This is a genomic window from Pseudomonas fragariae (ex Marin et al. 2024), assembly GCF_059621105.1.
This window is the reverse complement of record NZ_CM184369.1, coordinates 2,458,414-2,472,531: the sequence shown is the minus strand read 5'-3', so window position 1 is coordinate 2,472,531 and position 14,118 is coordinate 2,458,414. Positions and strand designations below refer to the sequence as shown.

Below are 14,118 nucleotides of genomic sequence, written 5' to 3'. Positions count from 1 at the left end.
GTTCTTCACAGGTTACAGGGGCGCAGCCTGTCAGCTCAGTTGCACATCCTTCATCGCCGGCACGTAGCCGTAGTCATACTCTTCCTGCACGAACGAGCGGTCGCCTTTCAACAGGATCCTGACCGTCGGCGCCTCGGTGCCGCCGATACGGTAGTCATCGCCGGTGGTGGGCACGCTGTCGATGAACGATGTCACCAGACCGTTCGGCATCACGCAGTGGGAGTACGTCTGGAAAGGCTGTGCAGGCGGATTGCCCAGCACCAGTCCGGATGCATTCATCGGCCGGTAAGGCCCGAACAAATGCTCGCCCACAAAACCGTAAACGCCATCCGGCCCGGTCACACCGTCGGCATACGTAAACTTGTGACTAATGGTGAACAAATAATACTTGCCGTCCTGAAAGACATAATGCGGACGTTCGGTCTGATCATTGACACCCACCGCAGTCACCAGTGGCGGTAATATTTCCCATTCTTCACCGCTGAGATCTTTCGCAACCGCCAGACCGATACAGCCCACTTGAAAACGCGCACCCCCAACTTCTTCATGGCCGGTTGGCACCGGGCCAAGTTCTGCAGCACCAACGGTATGCGTACCGCGTTCGCCGGCAACATTACCTTCAAAGACCATATACAACCTGCCATCATTGGGATCAATAAACGGACTCGGGTCGCGGAAGTTCCATGTCGAGTTCTGCGCTTCGGTTTGATAATAAGTGCCATCGGCCTCGAACAGTTTCTTGACCTGGGTAAAGTCTTTCAACTCCACGCCCTGATCGGAGGTCACGATACGGCCGCGTACTTTGGCAATCGTCGCCCCCGGTGTCACGCAGGTGTAGTAAAGATCGATATCACCCTTGTCATTCAACAGTACCGGCGTGCCCGCCCACTCACGAGTGGTGGGCGACACGCCTTCGGCCATGACCCGGCCACCGAAGATCCAGTTCTTGCCGGTACGCGAATACCAGTAGCACATGCGCGCCCGCCCGTGACGATCTTCCCAGTCGCGCTTGATGTCGTAGCGGCCGTTGGCGCCGAGATACTGCGGGTCGTCGGGGTGGCGATCAGCTGTCAGCGTGACGATGACCGACCAGCCGTTGACTGAGACCACCGTGCCGTCAAGCTCGCGCAACGGCATGGTGTCCCAGATGAAGACCTTATCACTCATGACCGGGAAGTCCGGTTTTACCAGCGGCTGCGTGGTGGTCGGGTCATTTTCATTGACCTTCAACGCATCGGCACGGGACCAGACGGTAGGGGCGTAATTGATGTTACTCATGATGATGATGTCCTTTGCAGGCGCCTGTACAAGCAGCGCGTATAGGAAGACAACACGGCAGGCATGGGTGCAATGCCGAGGTGCAGAGTGTGTCGGGCATTCAGGTGTCGAGGACAACCGGAAACCGAGAAAAGAGCGAGTAGCCGATAACTTCTTACACAGTAAGCATTTATCGAAATTGACTGGCAAACTGCAACTACAGATTACCGGATTGAAAAGTGAAAACACTTTATGTTGATCAAGCGTCACACGTTGCGACAGAAGCGATGCTCTCAGAGATACTCCACAAAGTAAATTAAATATTTAAGGCGCTGTTATCGTACAACCGCGACGGGCCGCGTATTAATTCATATATATTAAGGCCGTCATAGAGACGCATTGAAACAGCATCACAATGACAGTACTTACGCCTAAAACCGATGGCACATTAAATAATATTAAATAACTCCAATGTTAATGAACCAATCCTGATTTTATTAACATGCCCGTGCCTGTTGCTTGATACGGACTGCGCAAATGTTTATCTGGCTTTTCGCCGCCATGCCCTTTTTTGCAGCGCGTCTGCTGGCCGACGCCCGGTTCAAGGTCATACATCAACTCACCACCCAACCGCTGAAGACCCTACAACCTGCCTGCAACGTGCGGCCGGCGCGCTTGCACGGCCCTTGGCCCGTCTATTGCTAAAGCAATCGCACCGGTAGCCAACGGCGGCTATCACCTTTTACGACAAAGACGTCGCTCATCCCTTTCCACGCCAGTGGACAGAGAGGCGACGTTTTTTGCGTTTTGGCCCCGGCGCAGGGGCCGGTGGAGTCGCCGTCATTCGGAACACTCCACCACAGCGTCTGAATAACCCGTGTCGTGGTCATGGCCCGACTGACTAACTAGCAGATGATGAGGTGTGCACATGGATACAAGCTTCTGGAAGGCAGGCCACAAACCGACCCTGTTCGCGGCCTTTCTCTATTTCGACCTGAGTTTCATGGTCTGGTACCTGCTTGGTCCGCTGGCGGTGCAGATTGCCACTGACCTGCAGCTGACCACTCAGCAACGTGGCCTGATGGTCGCCACACCGATTCTGGCGGGTGCGGTGCTGCGCTTCTTCATGGGCCTGCTGGCCGACCAGCTGTCGCCCAAGACCGCCGGAATCATCGGCCAAGTGATAGTCATCGGCGCGCTGCTGGCTGCCTGGCAACTGGGCATTCACACCTACGGCCAGGTGCTGGTGCTGGGTGTGTTCCTCGGTATGGCCGGTGCTTCGTTCGCCGTCGCGCTGCCCCTGGCGTCGCAATGGTATCCAGCGCAGCATCAGGGCAAGGCCATGGGCATCGCCGGTGCGGGCAATTCCGGCACTGTACTGGCCGCGCTGATCGCGCCGGTGCTGGCCGCCAGTTTCGGTTGGAGCAACGTCTTCGGCCTGGCGCTGATCCCGCTGGTCCTGACCCTGATCGCCTTCACCCTGATGGCACGCAACGCCCCGCAACGCAGCAAACCCAAATCCATGGCGGACTACCTCAAGGCGCTGGGTGATCGTGACAGCTGGTGGTTCATGTTTTTCTACAGCGTGACGTTCGGTGGTTTCATTGGCCTGGCCAGCGCCCTGCCCGGCTATTTCAACGACCAATACGGTTTGAGCCCGATCACTGCCGGTTACTACACCGCTGCCTGCGTCTTCGGCGGCAGCCTGATGCGTCCGCTGGGTGGCGCGCTGGCCGACCGTTTCGGCGGGATTCGCACGCTGACCGTGATGTATGCGGTTGCCGCCATCGGCATCGCCGCCGTGGGCTTCAACCTGCCAAGTTCGTGGGCAGCACTGGCGCTGTTCGTGGCCGCCATGCTGGGCCTGGGAGCCGGCAACGGCGCGGTATTCCAGCTGGTACCGCAGCGCTTCCGCAAGGAAATCGGGGTCATGACCGGCCTGATCGGCATGGCGGGTGGCATCGGTGGTTTCCTGCTGGCAGCCGGCCTGGGCACCATCAAACAGAACACCGGCGACTACCAGCTGGGCCTGTGGCTGTTCGCCGGCCTGGCGGTACTGGCCTGGTTCGGCCTGCTGAACGTCAAGCGTCGCTGGAGAACCACCTGGGGTTCGGCCGCAGTCACGGCGGCTCGGGTCTGAAGCGCCGATGACCCTGCAACTGCAGTTCGCGCAATTCAGCGCCAGCGGACCGCGAGCGGAGAATCAGGACGCCGTGCGCCTGGTCACGCCAGTCCCGGCGCTGGCGGCCAGCAAAGGCTATCTGTTCGCCCTTGCCGACGGCGTCAGCCAGTGTGCCGACGGCGCACTGGCCGCGCAGTCCACCCTCCAGGCGCTGGCCCTCGACTATTACGCCACGCCGGAAACCTGGGGCGTGGCGCAGTCCCTTGATCGCCTGCTGCTGGCGCAGAATCGCTGGCTGCTGGCCAACGGCCTGTTGACCACCCTCAGCGCTCTGGTACTGCGCGGTCGGCGCTTCACCCTCGCCCATGTCGGCGACTGCCGGGCTTATCGCTGGCAAACCGGGACGCTCAAACGCATCAGTGAAGATCACGTCTGGGAACAGGCCGACATGCAGCATGTGCTCAAGCGTGCCCTGGGCCTGGATCAGTACGTGGTCATGGATTACCTGGACGGCGAACTGTGTGAAGGCGAGCGCCTGCTGCTGGTCAGCGACGGGGTCTGGGCGACGCTGGGCGATGCGAGTATCCGCTCGATTCTGAGCGAACAGCACGACCTCGACGCGGCGGTGAAAACCCTGGTCAGCGCGGCACACCTGGCCGGCAGTCAGGACAATGCCAGCGCCCTGCTGATTCAGGTCGACACGCTCGGCGAGGATGATCTGGGGGACGCGTTGCTGCAGTTGCAACAATGGCCGCTGCCACCCGCGCTCAAGGCCGATCAGGCATTCGAGGGCTGGAAAGTCGGCAACGTCGTGGCGCAATCGCGCCAGTCCATCGTATATCGGGTCACCGATATCCATGAGCAACCCTGGCTGTTGAAAACCCTGCCGGCCAGTCGCCATGACGAAACCGGCGCCGGTCAGGGTTTGCTGCTGGAGGAGTGGTTTCTGCGCCGGGTCGCCGGGCGCTTCTTTCCCGAGATACACCCGCTGCCAGACCGCCAGCATCTGTATTACGTGATGCGCGAGTATCGCGGGCACACGCTGGCCGAGCTATTCACTGGCAACGGGCCGTTGCCGCTGGCCCAGTGGCAGGACCTCGCCACCCGACTGCTACGGGCCACGGGCCTGCTGCATCGACGCAACATCATCCATCGCGATATCAAACCGGAAAACCTGCTGCTGGCCGACGACGGCGAGTTGCGCCTGCTGGATTTTGGCCTGGCGTTCTGCCCGGGCCTTTCGGCGGTCAACACCGAAGACCTGCCCGGCACACCGAGCTATATAGCACCGGAGGCCTTCAACGGTGCCGAACCGCATCCACAGCAGGACCTCTACGCGGCGGGCGTCACCTTGTATTACCTGCTGACAGGGCAATACCCTTACGGCGAGATCGAAGCCTTTCAGCACCGTCGCTTCGGCGCACCGATACCTGCCAGCCGTTATCGGCCGGATCTGCCGCAGTGGCTCAGCCACAGCCTTGACAAAGCACTGCACGCCGACCCGAACCAGCGTTACGAAACCGCTGAACAGTGGTTGCTGGAACTGGAGCAAGCCGAGCATCGTCCGTTGGTGACAAAACCGCGTCCGCTGCTGGAACGTGAACCACTGAAAGTCTGGCGAACACTGGCGCTACTCTCCCTGCTGTTCAATCTGGTGCTGGTGATCGTGCTGCTGGGCCGCCACTGAGCCCTTGCGCCCCGCTTCTGTGCAACGCGCCTCAACGCAGTGCAGAAAAGGCCTGGGTTATCGACTGCAGGCCGCACAGGCCGGCAGATGCGAGTTGGCACAAGCACTGCATGGTCTCTTGCAGATAATTCATAACACGCAGCCCTCAACGATGAAGGCTGCGTCTCCCGAGAGAACGGGACCGGACAAAGGCGTCCTCGTCAGGCCACTGACGGGACGCCTTTTTTTGTTTGCGCGAAACGTGTCGAGCACGCGCTGCAGTGACTCGGAGGCAAGATGACCAAACTCAAACTGGTGATGATCGGCAACGGCATGGCCGGCGTGCGCACACTCGAAGAGTTGCTGAAACTGAGCGAAGACCTTTACCACATCACGGTCTTCGGCGCCGAGCCACACCCCAATTACAATCGCATCCTGCTGTCGCCGGTGCTGGCTGGTGAACAGAATTTCGAAGACATCGTGCTCAACGATCTCGACTGGTACCAACGCAACGGAATCGAGTTGTTGCTCAACCGCCGCGTGGTGAAGATCGATCGCATCAAACGCCTGGTGATCGCCGATGACGGCACCCAGGCCCATTATGATCGGCTGCTGATTGCCACCGGTTCGCGGCCGTTCATACTGCCGATCCCCGGCAACACGCTGAACGGCGTCATCGGCTATCGCGACATCAGCCACACGCGGCAGATGATCGACACCGCCGTCACGCACAAACGCGCAGTCGTCATCGGCGGCGGCCTGCTCGGCCTGGAAGCGGCCAACGGCTTGAGCCTGCGCGGCATGCAAGTCACGGTTATTCATAATGGCCAGACGCTGCTGGAGCGCCAACTGGACAAGACCAGCGGACGGATGCTGCAAGCGGCACTGGAAAAGCGCGGCCTGAGCTTTCGCCTCGACGAACAGACCAACGCCCTGCTCGGCGATGATCAGGGCCGCGTAACCGCGGTGCAATTCAACAACGGCGACAGGATCGATGCCGATCTGGTGGTCATGGCCGCAGGCATACGGCCCAATACCGAATTGGCCGAGCAAGCCGGCCTGCCCTGTAACCGCGGCATTCTGGTCAATGACACCTTGCAGACCTACGACCCGCGCATCTACGCGATTGGCGAATGCGTCAGCCACCGCGGCATTGCCTATGGGCTGGTGGCGCCGCTGTTCGAGCAGGCGCGGGTCTGCGCCAATCACCTTGCGCAACTGGGCTTCGCGCGTTATCCGGGTTCGGTCACCTCGACCAAGCTTAAAGTCACCGGCATCGACCTGTTTTCCGCCGGGGATTTCCTCGGCGGTGAAGGCACTGAAAGCATCACCCTTTCCGATCCCATTGGCGGCGTCTACAAGAAGCTGGTGATCAAGAACGACGTACTGGTCGGCGCCTGCCTGTACGGCGACACCGCCGACGGCAACTGGTACTTGCAGCAGATCCGTGATGGCCAGGGAATCGACGCCATACGCGATCATCTGATGTTCGGCAAACCCGCTGCTGCGCAGGCGGCCTGCGCATGAACAGCCTTGCCCTTCACACCCCTCGGATCACGGCATCGACCTGCTGCTATTGCGGCGTGGGCTGCGGCGTACTGATCGAACATGACGGCGAGCATGTTCTCGGCGTCAGCGGCGATCCGAAGCACCCGGCCAACTTCGGCAAGCTGTGCAGCAAAGGCTCGAGCCTGCACCTGACCGGCGACATCGAAGCCCGCGCGCTGTACCCGGAACTGCGCCTGAGCAAAGGCCTGGCGCGCAGCGTCACCCATTGGGATACCGCACTGGAACACGCGGCCAATGTGTTTGCCGAGACCATTCGCGAACACGGCCCGGACAGCGTTGCCTTCTACATTTCCGGCCAGTTGCTGACCGAAGACTACTACGCGTTCAACAAGCTGGCGCGCGCCCTGATCGGCACCAACAATATCGACAGCAACTCACGGCTGTGCATGTCCTCCGCCGTGGCTGGCTATAAGCGCAGCCTGGGTGCCGATGCACCGCCCTGCAGCTACGAAGATATCGAACTGAGCGACTGCGTGATGATCGTCGGCAGTAACATGGCGTACGCGCACCCGATTCTGTTTCGTCGTCTGGAAGAAGCAAAAAACCATCGTCCGCAGATGAAACTCATCGTCATCGACCCACGGCGCACCGACACCTGCGAACTGGCCGACCTGCACCTGGCGATTCAGCCCGGCACAGACGTCGCGCTGTTTCACGGCATCCTGCATATATTGATGAGCGAACGGCTGATCGACCCGGCGTTCATTGCCGCGCACACGCAGGGCTATGAGGAACTGGCCACGCTGGTCCATGATTACCCGCCTGAGCACGTGGCCGCCCTCTGCGGCATTACTCTGGAACAGCTGCACACCTGCGCCCGTTGGGTGGGCGAAGCGCCGGCTTTTCTGTCGCTGTGGTGCATGGGGCTGAATCAGTCTACGGCCGGCAGTGCGAAAAACAGCGCGCTGATCAACCTGCACCTGGCGACCGGCCAGATTGGCAAACCTGGCGCAGGTCCCTTCTCGCTCACCGGCCAGCCCAACGCCATGGGCGGACGCGAAACCGGCAGCCTGTCCAACCTGTTGCCTGGCCATCGCGACGCGGCAAATCCTCAGCATCGTCAGGAGGTTGCAGATTACTGGGGCGTCGACAGTCTGCCCGCCAGCCCCGGCCTTTCCGCCATCGAACTGTTCGAGCAATTGCAAAACGGGACAATCAAAGCCCTGTGGATTGCCTGCACCAACCCGGCACAGTCACTGCCCGACCAGAACCGCATCAGGCAAGCGCTGGAAACCTGCCCGTTCGTGGTACTCCAGGAAGCGTTCAAAACCACCGAAACTGCGCGTTACGCCGATCTGTTGCTGCCTGCTGCCAGCTGGGGCGAGAAAGAAGGCACGGTGACCAACTCCGAACGGCGCATCTCCAACGTGCGCAAGGCCATCCAGGCGCCCGGCGAAGCGCGCTCCGACTGGGCAATCACGGTGGATTTCGCCCAGCGCCTGCAACAACGCCTGCAACCCGACGCCCCCGCGCTGTTCGATTTCGCGACACCCAAAGCCTTGTTCGATGAGTTCAAGGGCCTGACAGTCGGGCGCGATCTGGACATGTCCGGGATCGACCGCGAGCTCATCGACCAGCAGGGCCCGCAGCAATGGCCCTTCCCGCGTGGCGCCAGCAGCGGCACACAGCGCCTGTACAGCGAGGGTATCTTTCCCACCGATTCAGGCCGCGCGCAGTTTCTGTCCGAGCCTTACATCGCCGCCAGGGAATTGCGCGATGCCGACTACCCACTGACGCTCAATACCGGCAGGCTGCGTGATCAATGGCACGGCATGAGCCGCACCGGCACCGCTGCGCGCTTGTTCGGGCATGTCAGCGAAGCTGTGTTGAGCATCAATCCGCAGGACATGCTCAGCCATGACCTGCAGCCCGGCGATCTGGTCAAACTGATCAGCCGGCGCGGCGAGCTGCTGTTGCCGGTCAGCAGTGAGGACAGCGTTGCAGTCGGCCAGGCCTTTGTGCCGATGCATTGGGGCGACAGGTTCCTCAAGGGGGGTGTCAACGTTCTCACCCAGCCGGCCTTCGATCCGATCTCGAAACAACCGGAACTCAAGCACGCCGGCGTCAGGATCGAAAAAGCCCACCTGCCCTGGCAGTTCTTTGCGCTGGTCGAGGGCAACGTGCAGCAACGGATGGAAACGCTGCGCGCCTTGTGTGACACCTTCACTTACCTGAGCATGGGCCTTGCCGGACGCGGGCGACCGGCTCTGGTAATACGCGCCGCCAGCGCAGAAGCACCCGATTCAGCGCTGCTGCAGCAGATTGATCGTGTACTGGGCCTGGATGAGGGACCGGTCATGGCGTATGACGACCCCAAACGCTCGATCGGCAAGCGGGTACGGATTGACGATGATCGTATTACCGCTATTCGCCTGGCCGGCGAAACACTTGCCCGGCATTGGTTGCAGACGTTGTGGCTGGAAGAGCGCGTTGAGGCTTCGTTGCGACGCTGGCTGTTGGCACCGTTGAGCAGCGAACCGGGCAAAGACTCGACACAGACTCGCGACAAGACCTTGTGCAACTGCATGAATGTCAGCCAGAACGCAGTCATGAGCGCTATCGAGCGTGGGCTGAACCTGAATCAACTCAAGACACAGTTGGGCTGCGGCACCCAGTGCGGCTCCTGCGTGCCGGAAATAAGAAGACTGATCCATACCGTGGCGGTTACAGAATGAGGAATGCGGCATGAGCGCAAAAGTATGGCTGGTAGGCGCGGGCCCCGGCGACCCGGAATTGCTGACCCTCAAGGCAGTACGCGCCTTGCATGAAGCCGACGTGGTGCTGATCGACGATCTGGTCAACCCCGCAGTGCTGGAGCATTGTCCGGGGGCGCGGGTGATCGCGGTCGGCAAGCGCGGCGGTTGCCGCTCGACGCCGCAAGCGTTTATCCATCGCCTGATGCTGCGCTACGTCCGTCAGGGCAAATGTGTGGTCCGCCTCAAAGGCGGCGATCCGTGCATCTTCGGACGTGGTGGTGAAGAGGCTCAATGGCTGCAGGAACACGGTGTGGCCGTGGAGCTGGTCAACGGCATTACAGCGGGTCTTGCTGGTGCAACACAGTGCGGCATTTCGCTGACCCTGCGCGGTATAAGCCGTGGCGTGACACTGGTCACCGCCCACACTCAGGATGACAGCACGCTCAACTGGCAAGCGCTCGCGCAAGGCGGAACCACCCTGGTGGTTTACATGGGCGTGGCGAAACTGGCGGAAATTCGCGAGAGCCTGCTGGCAGGCGGAATGAGTGGCGAGATGCCGGTGGCGATGATCGAGAACGCTTCGCTGCCATGGCAGCGCGAATGCCGTAGCACCCTGAATGCCATGCAACAGGACGCAGCCGCTTTCCAGCTGAAGAGCCCCGCCATTCTGGTGATCGGCGCGGTTGCGGCTTACAGCAATGAGCTGCTGAATCAAACCCTGATGGACCACGCGCAGCTGAATGCCGGCTGACACCAGGCCCGTCTGAGCAAGCACCCTGCCAAATCGCAGGCAAAGAAAAGCCCGGCCTGAGCCGGGCTTTTCAGTACAAGCGGCTAATTACTTAGCTTGAGCTTCTACTTCTGCTTCTACGCGACGGTTAACTGCGCGACCTGCTTCAGTTGCGTTGTCAGCAACTGGCTTGGTTTCGCCGTAACCAACCGAGTTTACGCGGCTGGCGCCAACACCGTACTGGTTAACCAGAACCTGTTTAACGGCGTTTGCACGACGCTCGGACAGTTTCTGGTTGTAAGCGTCAGGACCGACGGAGTCAGTGTGACCTTCAACAGTGGTGGTGGTCTGTGGGTACTGCTGCATGAAGTCAGCGAGGTTCTTGATGTCGCCGTAGCTGCTAGGCTTGACTACGGATTTGTCGAAATCGAACTTCACGTCCAGCTCAACACGAACCACTTCGGCAACTGCTGGGCAGCCATCAGCGTCAACGGTAACGTTGGCTGGGGTGTCCGGGCACTTGTCGACGTTGTCGCACACGCCGTCGTTGTCGCTGTCGGAGCACACTTCAGCTACTGGAGCTGGAGCCGCTTCAACTTTCTTGCTGCCGCCGCCGAAGTTTACACCGATACCGACGCTAGGCGCCCACTCGGTGTTGCCTTGGTCGATGTTGTACTGAGCTTCAACGCCTGCACGGGCATAGAAGTTGTCAGTGAAGTACAGCTTGGCGCCGCCGCCGATGTTGGCGAAGGTGGAGCCGTCACGGCCACGGCGAGCGTCTTGACCGATGCTCTGGTCAGAGAAGCCGGCAGATACGTATGGACGCAGCATGTCGCCTGGGTTGTTGAAGTGGTACAGAGCGTCCAGAGCAGTGTCTGCGCCCTTGATGTTCTTGCCGCTGTCGCTACGAACGTTGTGGACTTCGTCGTAGCCCAGACGCAGCTCAACATCGTCAGTCAGGAAGTAGCCAACGGAGCCGCCGAACAGGTTGCCGTCGTTTTTGAAGTTACGATCGCTGTCGTAGTACTCTTTCTTGGCGAAGCCTTCGATTTCGACCGCGCCTTGGCCTTGAGCCAGCGCGCCGAACGAAGTTGCGGCAACAATAGTACCAATGGCCAAGCCCAAGGTGTTTTTCAGTTTCATCCGTTAAATCCCCATCTGATGATTATTAAGCAGTCCCACACAGGGGGACAACTCAGCGGCAAGTCTACCAGACCTTGCCAGTTTGTTAGAGATATTTGCACCGTATTAAGTTTCGGCGATTCCCGCAAATTTCTCTCGTAATTTATCTAAAGCCCGCTTGTAACGCATTTTCGTTGCGCTCAAGCCCATGTGCATGATGTCAGCGATTTCCTGGAATTCAAGTTCTGCAACAAACCGCAGGACCAGAATCTCCCGATCGATCGGGTTCACATACACAAGCCAGCGATCAAGTCCGCCCCGTTCTTCAGGTTTGGGCGCCTTTTCTTCCGACGCTTCCTCAAGTGGATCCAGACTCAGCGCGTCCATCAAGCGACGCTTACGCCGTTCCTTCCTGTACTGCGTGATGCATTCATTGTAGGTGATGCTGTACAGCCAGGTTTTAAATTTAGATTTACCTTCAAAATTTTTCAACCCATACAACACTTTAAGCATCACCTCCTGACAGACATCGTCAGCGTCGCGATCGTTCCCCAGATAACGTGCACAGACGTTAAAAAGTGTTCTCTGGTAACGGCGCATCAATTCTTCGTAGGCCCGCGTCACATTGAACAGCTCAACGTGGGCGCGCGCAACCAGCTCCTCGTCTGAGAGCTCGTGTGGATCATAGCGCGTCGAAAACGGTTGAGGTTTATTCAAAACAAATCTTGCCGACAGTCAGGTCAATGTCCGCCATGGCCTGTATCGGCAACCTGGCGGCATACATTAGCAGGTTAACCGCTTAACGGCTGCTTACTCTCTGCTCGAGCAGGATGCGATTGGAAAACGACACCAGCTCCCCCTCGTCTGTCAGTAGCGTTGTCTTGACCGTACCGATTTCCTCGATCTGCCCTTCTGTATCCCCTATCTGGACCTGCTGCCCGACCTGAAACAGTTCACGGACGTAGATTCCGGCAATGATCTGCCCGGCAATTTCGCGACTGCCGAGGCCCAGGGCAAGCGCCACTGTCAGACCAACGGTAATCAGCGCAATCACGATAACGTGGTTCAGCAGGTCGGTTTTGACCTCGAGCTGGCTGATGGCAACCGAAATACTGATGATGATGACCAGCCCCTGGGCAATTCGCCCCAGGCCGGCAGAGTAATCGATCCCTACGCCTTCAGCAGCGCCGCGCACCAGGCCATTGACCAGTTGCGCCAGCAGCACTCCGACCAGCAGCACCAGCGCGGCACCAAATACCTTGGGCAAATACAGCGCCAGCATGTCCAGCGTGGCTGAGACCCTCTGCAGGCCCAATGATTCAGCGGCCGATACGAGAAATATAAGCAGAACGAACCAGTAGACGACCTTGCCGATCAGCGTGGAGACCGGCACCTTGACGCCAGCGCGGCCGATAATCTTGGTCAGGCCGGTACCGCCGACGAGACGATCAAGGCCCAGCTTGGCCAGCAATTTGGAGAGCAGTGCGTCGAGCAGCTTGGCGACGACAAAACCGAGCAGCACCACAACCAGGGCGCCGAACAGGTTGGGAATGAAGTTTGCGACTTTGGTCCACAATGCAGTCATTGCAGCAAGAAGGCTCTGGGTCCAGAGATTCAATTCCATGCTCAATCAGCCTTATCGATAGAACGCGCACCACTCGTGGTGCGACGAGAAACGGGAGAGACGTGGGCCGAGCCGTTGTTCACGGCAATCATAAGCGCCTCTGACCAGCGGCCCAGCAGCCCGAACAACACACCAGCGCCGACCTGGCGATTGGCGGTCTTCAGGACGCGTCCCAGACATGCATCATCATCCCGGCTGGAGGATGAAGAATTGAGCATGTCGCGTAAAGATTCTTCAAACGGATCGTGCATCAGGCACCTCACGTAATGTCATTCAAAGACGAGACGCGAAAACAACAAGTCACACAGGCTCGCCAAATAACCATCCAGGCTCGCCCTATACCCAACGCAAACGGCGGAACAGCCACCACTGCCCTGCGCCCAGTGCGACGATCAGCAGACAGGCCACCAGAAAGCCGTACGAACTGGCCGAACCCGGAATGCCGCCAACGTTGATACCCAGCAGACCGGTGAGAAAACTCATCGGCAGAAAGATACAGGTAATGATCCCGAAGCGGTACATGGTGCGGTTCATGTGCTCGCGCAGGCGCCGGTCCTCGGACTCCAGCAGCAGCCCCACCCGCTCGCGGGTCAGCTCGAGCTCTTCCAGATAACGGGTCAGGCTGTTGTTCAGCTCATTCCAGTAATCAGCGTCGTCATGGGCAAACCAGGACAGCTTGATGCGTGAAAGCTGACCATAAATATCTCGCTGCGGCCCAAGGAACCGACGCAGGCCGGCAGCGCGTCGACGGATGTGCAGCAGCTTGCCATGCTCGGGATTGTACCGTTCGTCGGCGTCGTTCTTTTCTTCCTCTTCATCGACCATTTCGGTCAGTTCACCCACCAGATCCTGAACCTTGTCAGTGAGGTGCTGCGCCAGGTGCAGGATCAGCTCCGAGGCGCCCTTCGGGCCTTTGCCCTGCCCCAGTAGCTCAATCAGTTCCTCGGTGGCACGCAGCGGACGCAGGCGCAGCGAGATCACCCGCTGCGCGGCGGCGAAGATACGCACCGAGACCATGTCTTCCGGCTCGGCACCGGGATTCAGATTCACACCGCGCAGAAACAGCAGCAGCTCCTGCTCCGGCAACGGCAGCAAGCGCGGCCGGGTGTTCTCTTCCAGCAACAGGTCGCAGGCAAACTCGCTCAGACCGCTGCCGGTGCGCAGCCAGGCATGTGTCTGCGGGTGGCTGCGGTCCCAATGCAGCCAGAGGCTTTCCTCTGGCTGCAACGCAAGGTCCTGCAATTCGGTTCGAGCGATGAAACGCGCCCCACCCTTACCGTCCAAAACGAGGGCATGAACCAGCCCCCACTGCGCGTTTGCTTCATCGAACAT

At 59.6% G+C, this 14,118-nt stretch carries 11 protein-coding genes and 1 pseudogene; 6 read left to right on the top strand and 6 right to left on the bottom strand.

Annotation, left to right across the window (positions count from 1 at the left end; translation table 11 throughout):
- Positions 1–30 precede the first annotated feature (30 nt).
- On the bottom strand, positions 31–1,278 hold the full coding sequence (locus tag AC54XV_RS10845; RefSeq protein ID WP_058398722.1) for a glycoside hydrolase family 68 protein: 1,248 nt from the start codon (positions 1,276–1,278) through the stop codon (positions 31–33).
- A gap of 516 nt (positions 1,279–1,794) precedes the next feature.
- Between AC54XV_RS10845 and AC54XV_RS10840 the strand changes: the two genes are divergently transcribed.
- From AC54XV_RS10840 to cobA, 6 genes and pseudogenes are all read left to right on the top strand, one after another.
- Positions 1,795–1,962 carry a hypothetical protein gene (locus AC54XV_RS10840; RefSeq protein WP_003406736.1) on the top strand — a complete coding sequence of 56 codons (168 nt, stop codon included), beginning with the start codon at positions 1,795–1,797 and terminating at the stop codon, positions 1,960–1,962.
- Between the two features lie 223 nt (positions 1,963–2,185).
- Complete coding sequence (locus AC54XV_RS10835; protein WP_011267436.1) at positions 2,186–3,397, top strand: nitrate/nitrite transporter; 1,212 nt, start codon at positions 2,186–2,188, stop codon at positions 3,395–3,397.
- 7 nt (positions 3,398–3,404) lie between these two features.
- Positions 3,405–5,066 (top strand): bifunctional protein-serine/threonine kinase/phosphatase, encoded by a 1,662-nt coding sequence (locus AC54XV_RS10830; RefSeq protein ID WP_058398721.1) that lies wholly within the window; start codon positions 3,405–3,407, stop codon positions 5,064–5,066.
- Between the two features lie 276 nt (positions 5,067–5,342).
- Positions 5,343–6,549: pseudogene (locus AC54XV_RS10825) on the top strand (NAD(P)/FAD-dependent oxidoreductase); the annotation flags it as partial.
- Positions 6,550–6,568: 19 nt separating this feature from the next.
- Complete coding sequence (locus tag AC54XV_RS10820) at positions 6,569–9,289, top strand: nitrate reductase (protein ID WP_058398720.1); 2,721 nt, start codon at positions 6,569–6,571, stop codon at positions 9,287–9,289.
- Between the two features lie 10 nt (positions 9,290–9,299).
- A complete protein-coding gene (gene cobA, locus AC54XV_RS10815) occupies positions 9,300–10,061 on the top strand; it encodes a uroporphyrinogen-III C-methyltransferase (protein WP_024650848.1) in 762 nt (253 codons plus the stop codon).
- 87 nt (positions 10,062–10,148) lie between these two features.
- On the opposite strand, the gene AC54XV_RS10810 is transcribed toward cobA, so the two are convergent.
- The 5 genes from AC54XV_RS10810 to cmaX all read right to left on the bottom strand — a co-directional run bounded on the left by AC54XV_RS10810 (position 10,149) and on the right by cmaX (position 14,118).
- A complete protein-coding gene (locus AC54XV_RS10810; RefSeq protein WP_003406743.1) occupies positions 10,149–11,183 on the bottom strand; it encodes an OmpA family protein in 1,035 nt (344 codons plus the stop codon).
- 105 nt (positions 11,184–11,288) lie between these two features.
- Positions 11,289–11,879: an RNA polymerase sigma factor SigX gene (gene sigX / locus AC54XV_RS10805; protein WP_003406744.1), complete on the bottom strand. Its 591-nt coding sequence runs from the start codon at positions 11,877–11,879 to the stop codon at positions 11,289–11,291.
- Between the two features lie 82 nt (positions 11,880–11,961).
- Complete coding sequence (locus AC54XV_RS10800; RefSeq protein ID WP_003315687.1) at positions 11,962–12,786, bottom strand: mechanosensitive ion channel family protein; 825 nt, start codon at positions 12,784–12,786, stop codon at positions 11,962–11,964.
- 2 nt (positions 12,787–12,788) lie between these two features.
- Positions 12,789–13,037 carry a crfX protein gene (locus AC54XV_RS10795; protein ID WP_003406745.1) on the bottom strand — a complete coding sequence of 83 codons (249 nt, stop codon included), beginning with the start codon at positions 13,035–13,037 and terminating at the stop codon, positions 12,789–12,791.
- 85 nt (positions 13,038–13,122) lie between these two features.
- Entirely contained in the window at positions 13,123–14,118 is a 996-nt protein-coding gene (gene cmaX / locus AC54XV_RS10790; RefSeq protein ID WP_011267432.1) for a divalent cation transporter CmaX, read from the bottom strand.

Bases quoted from the DNA above. Each gene is read 5' to 3' on its own strand.
- AC54XV_RS10830 (WP_058398721.1), top strand. From the start codon at position 3,405: ATGACCCTGCAACTGCAGTTCGCGCAATTCAGCGCCAGCGGACCGCGA.
- AC54XV_RS10795 (WP_003406745.1), bottom strand. From the start codon at position 13,037: ATGCACGATCCGTTTGAAGAATCTTTACGCGACATGCTCAATTCTTCA.
- cobA (WP_024650848.1), top strand. From the start codon at position 9,300: ATGAGCGCAAAAGTATGGCTGGTAGGCGCGGGCCCCGGCGACCCGGAA.
- AC54XV_RS10845 (WP_058398722.1), bottom strand. From the start codon at position 1,278: ATGAGTAACATCAATTACGCCCCTACCGTCTGGTCCCGTGCCGATGCG.
- cmaX (WP_011267432.1), bottom strand. From the start codon at position 14,118: ATGTTCGATGAAGCAAACGCGCAGTGGGGGCTGGTTCATGCCCTCGTT.
- AC54XV_RS10835 (WP_011267436.1), top strand. From the start codon at position 2,186: ATGGATACAAGCTTCTGGAAGGCAGGCCACAAACCGACCCTGTTCGCG.
- AC54XV_RS10800 (WP_003315687.1), bottom strand. From the start codon at position 12,786: ATGGAATTGAATCTCTGGACCCAGAGCCTTCTTGCTGCAATGACTGCA.
- AC54XV_RS10810 (WP_003406743.1), bottom strand. From the start codon at position 11,183: ATGAAACTGAAAAACACCTTGGGCTTGGCCATTGGTACTATTGTTGCC.
- AC54XV_RS10820 (WP_058398720.1), top strand. From the start codon at position 6,569: ATGAACAGCCTTGCCCTTCACACCCCTCGGATCACGGCATCGACCTGC.
- AC54XV_RS10840 (WP_003406736.1), top strand. From the start codon at position 1,795: ATGTTTATCTGGCTTTTCGCCGCCATGCCCTTTTTTGCAGCGCGTCTG.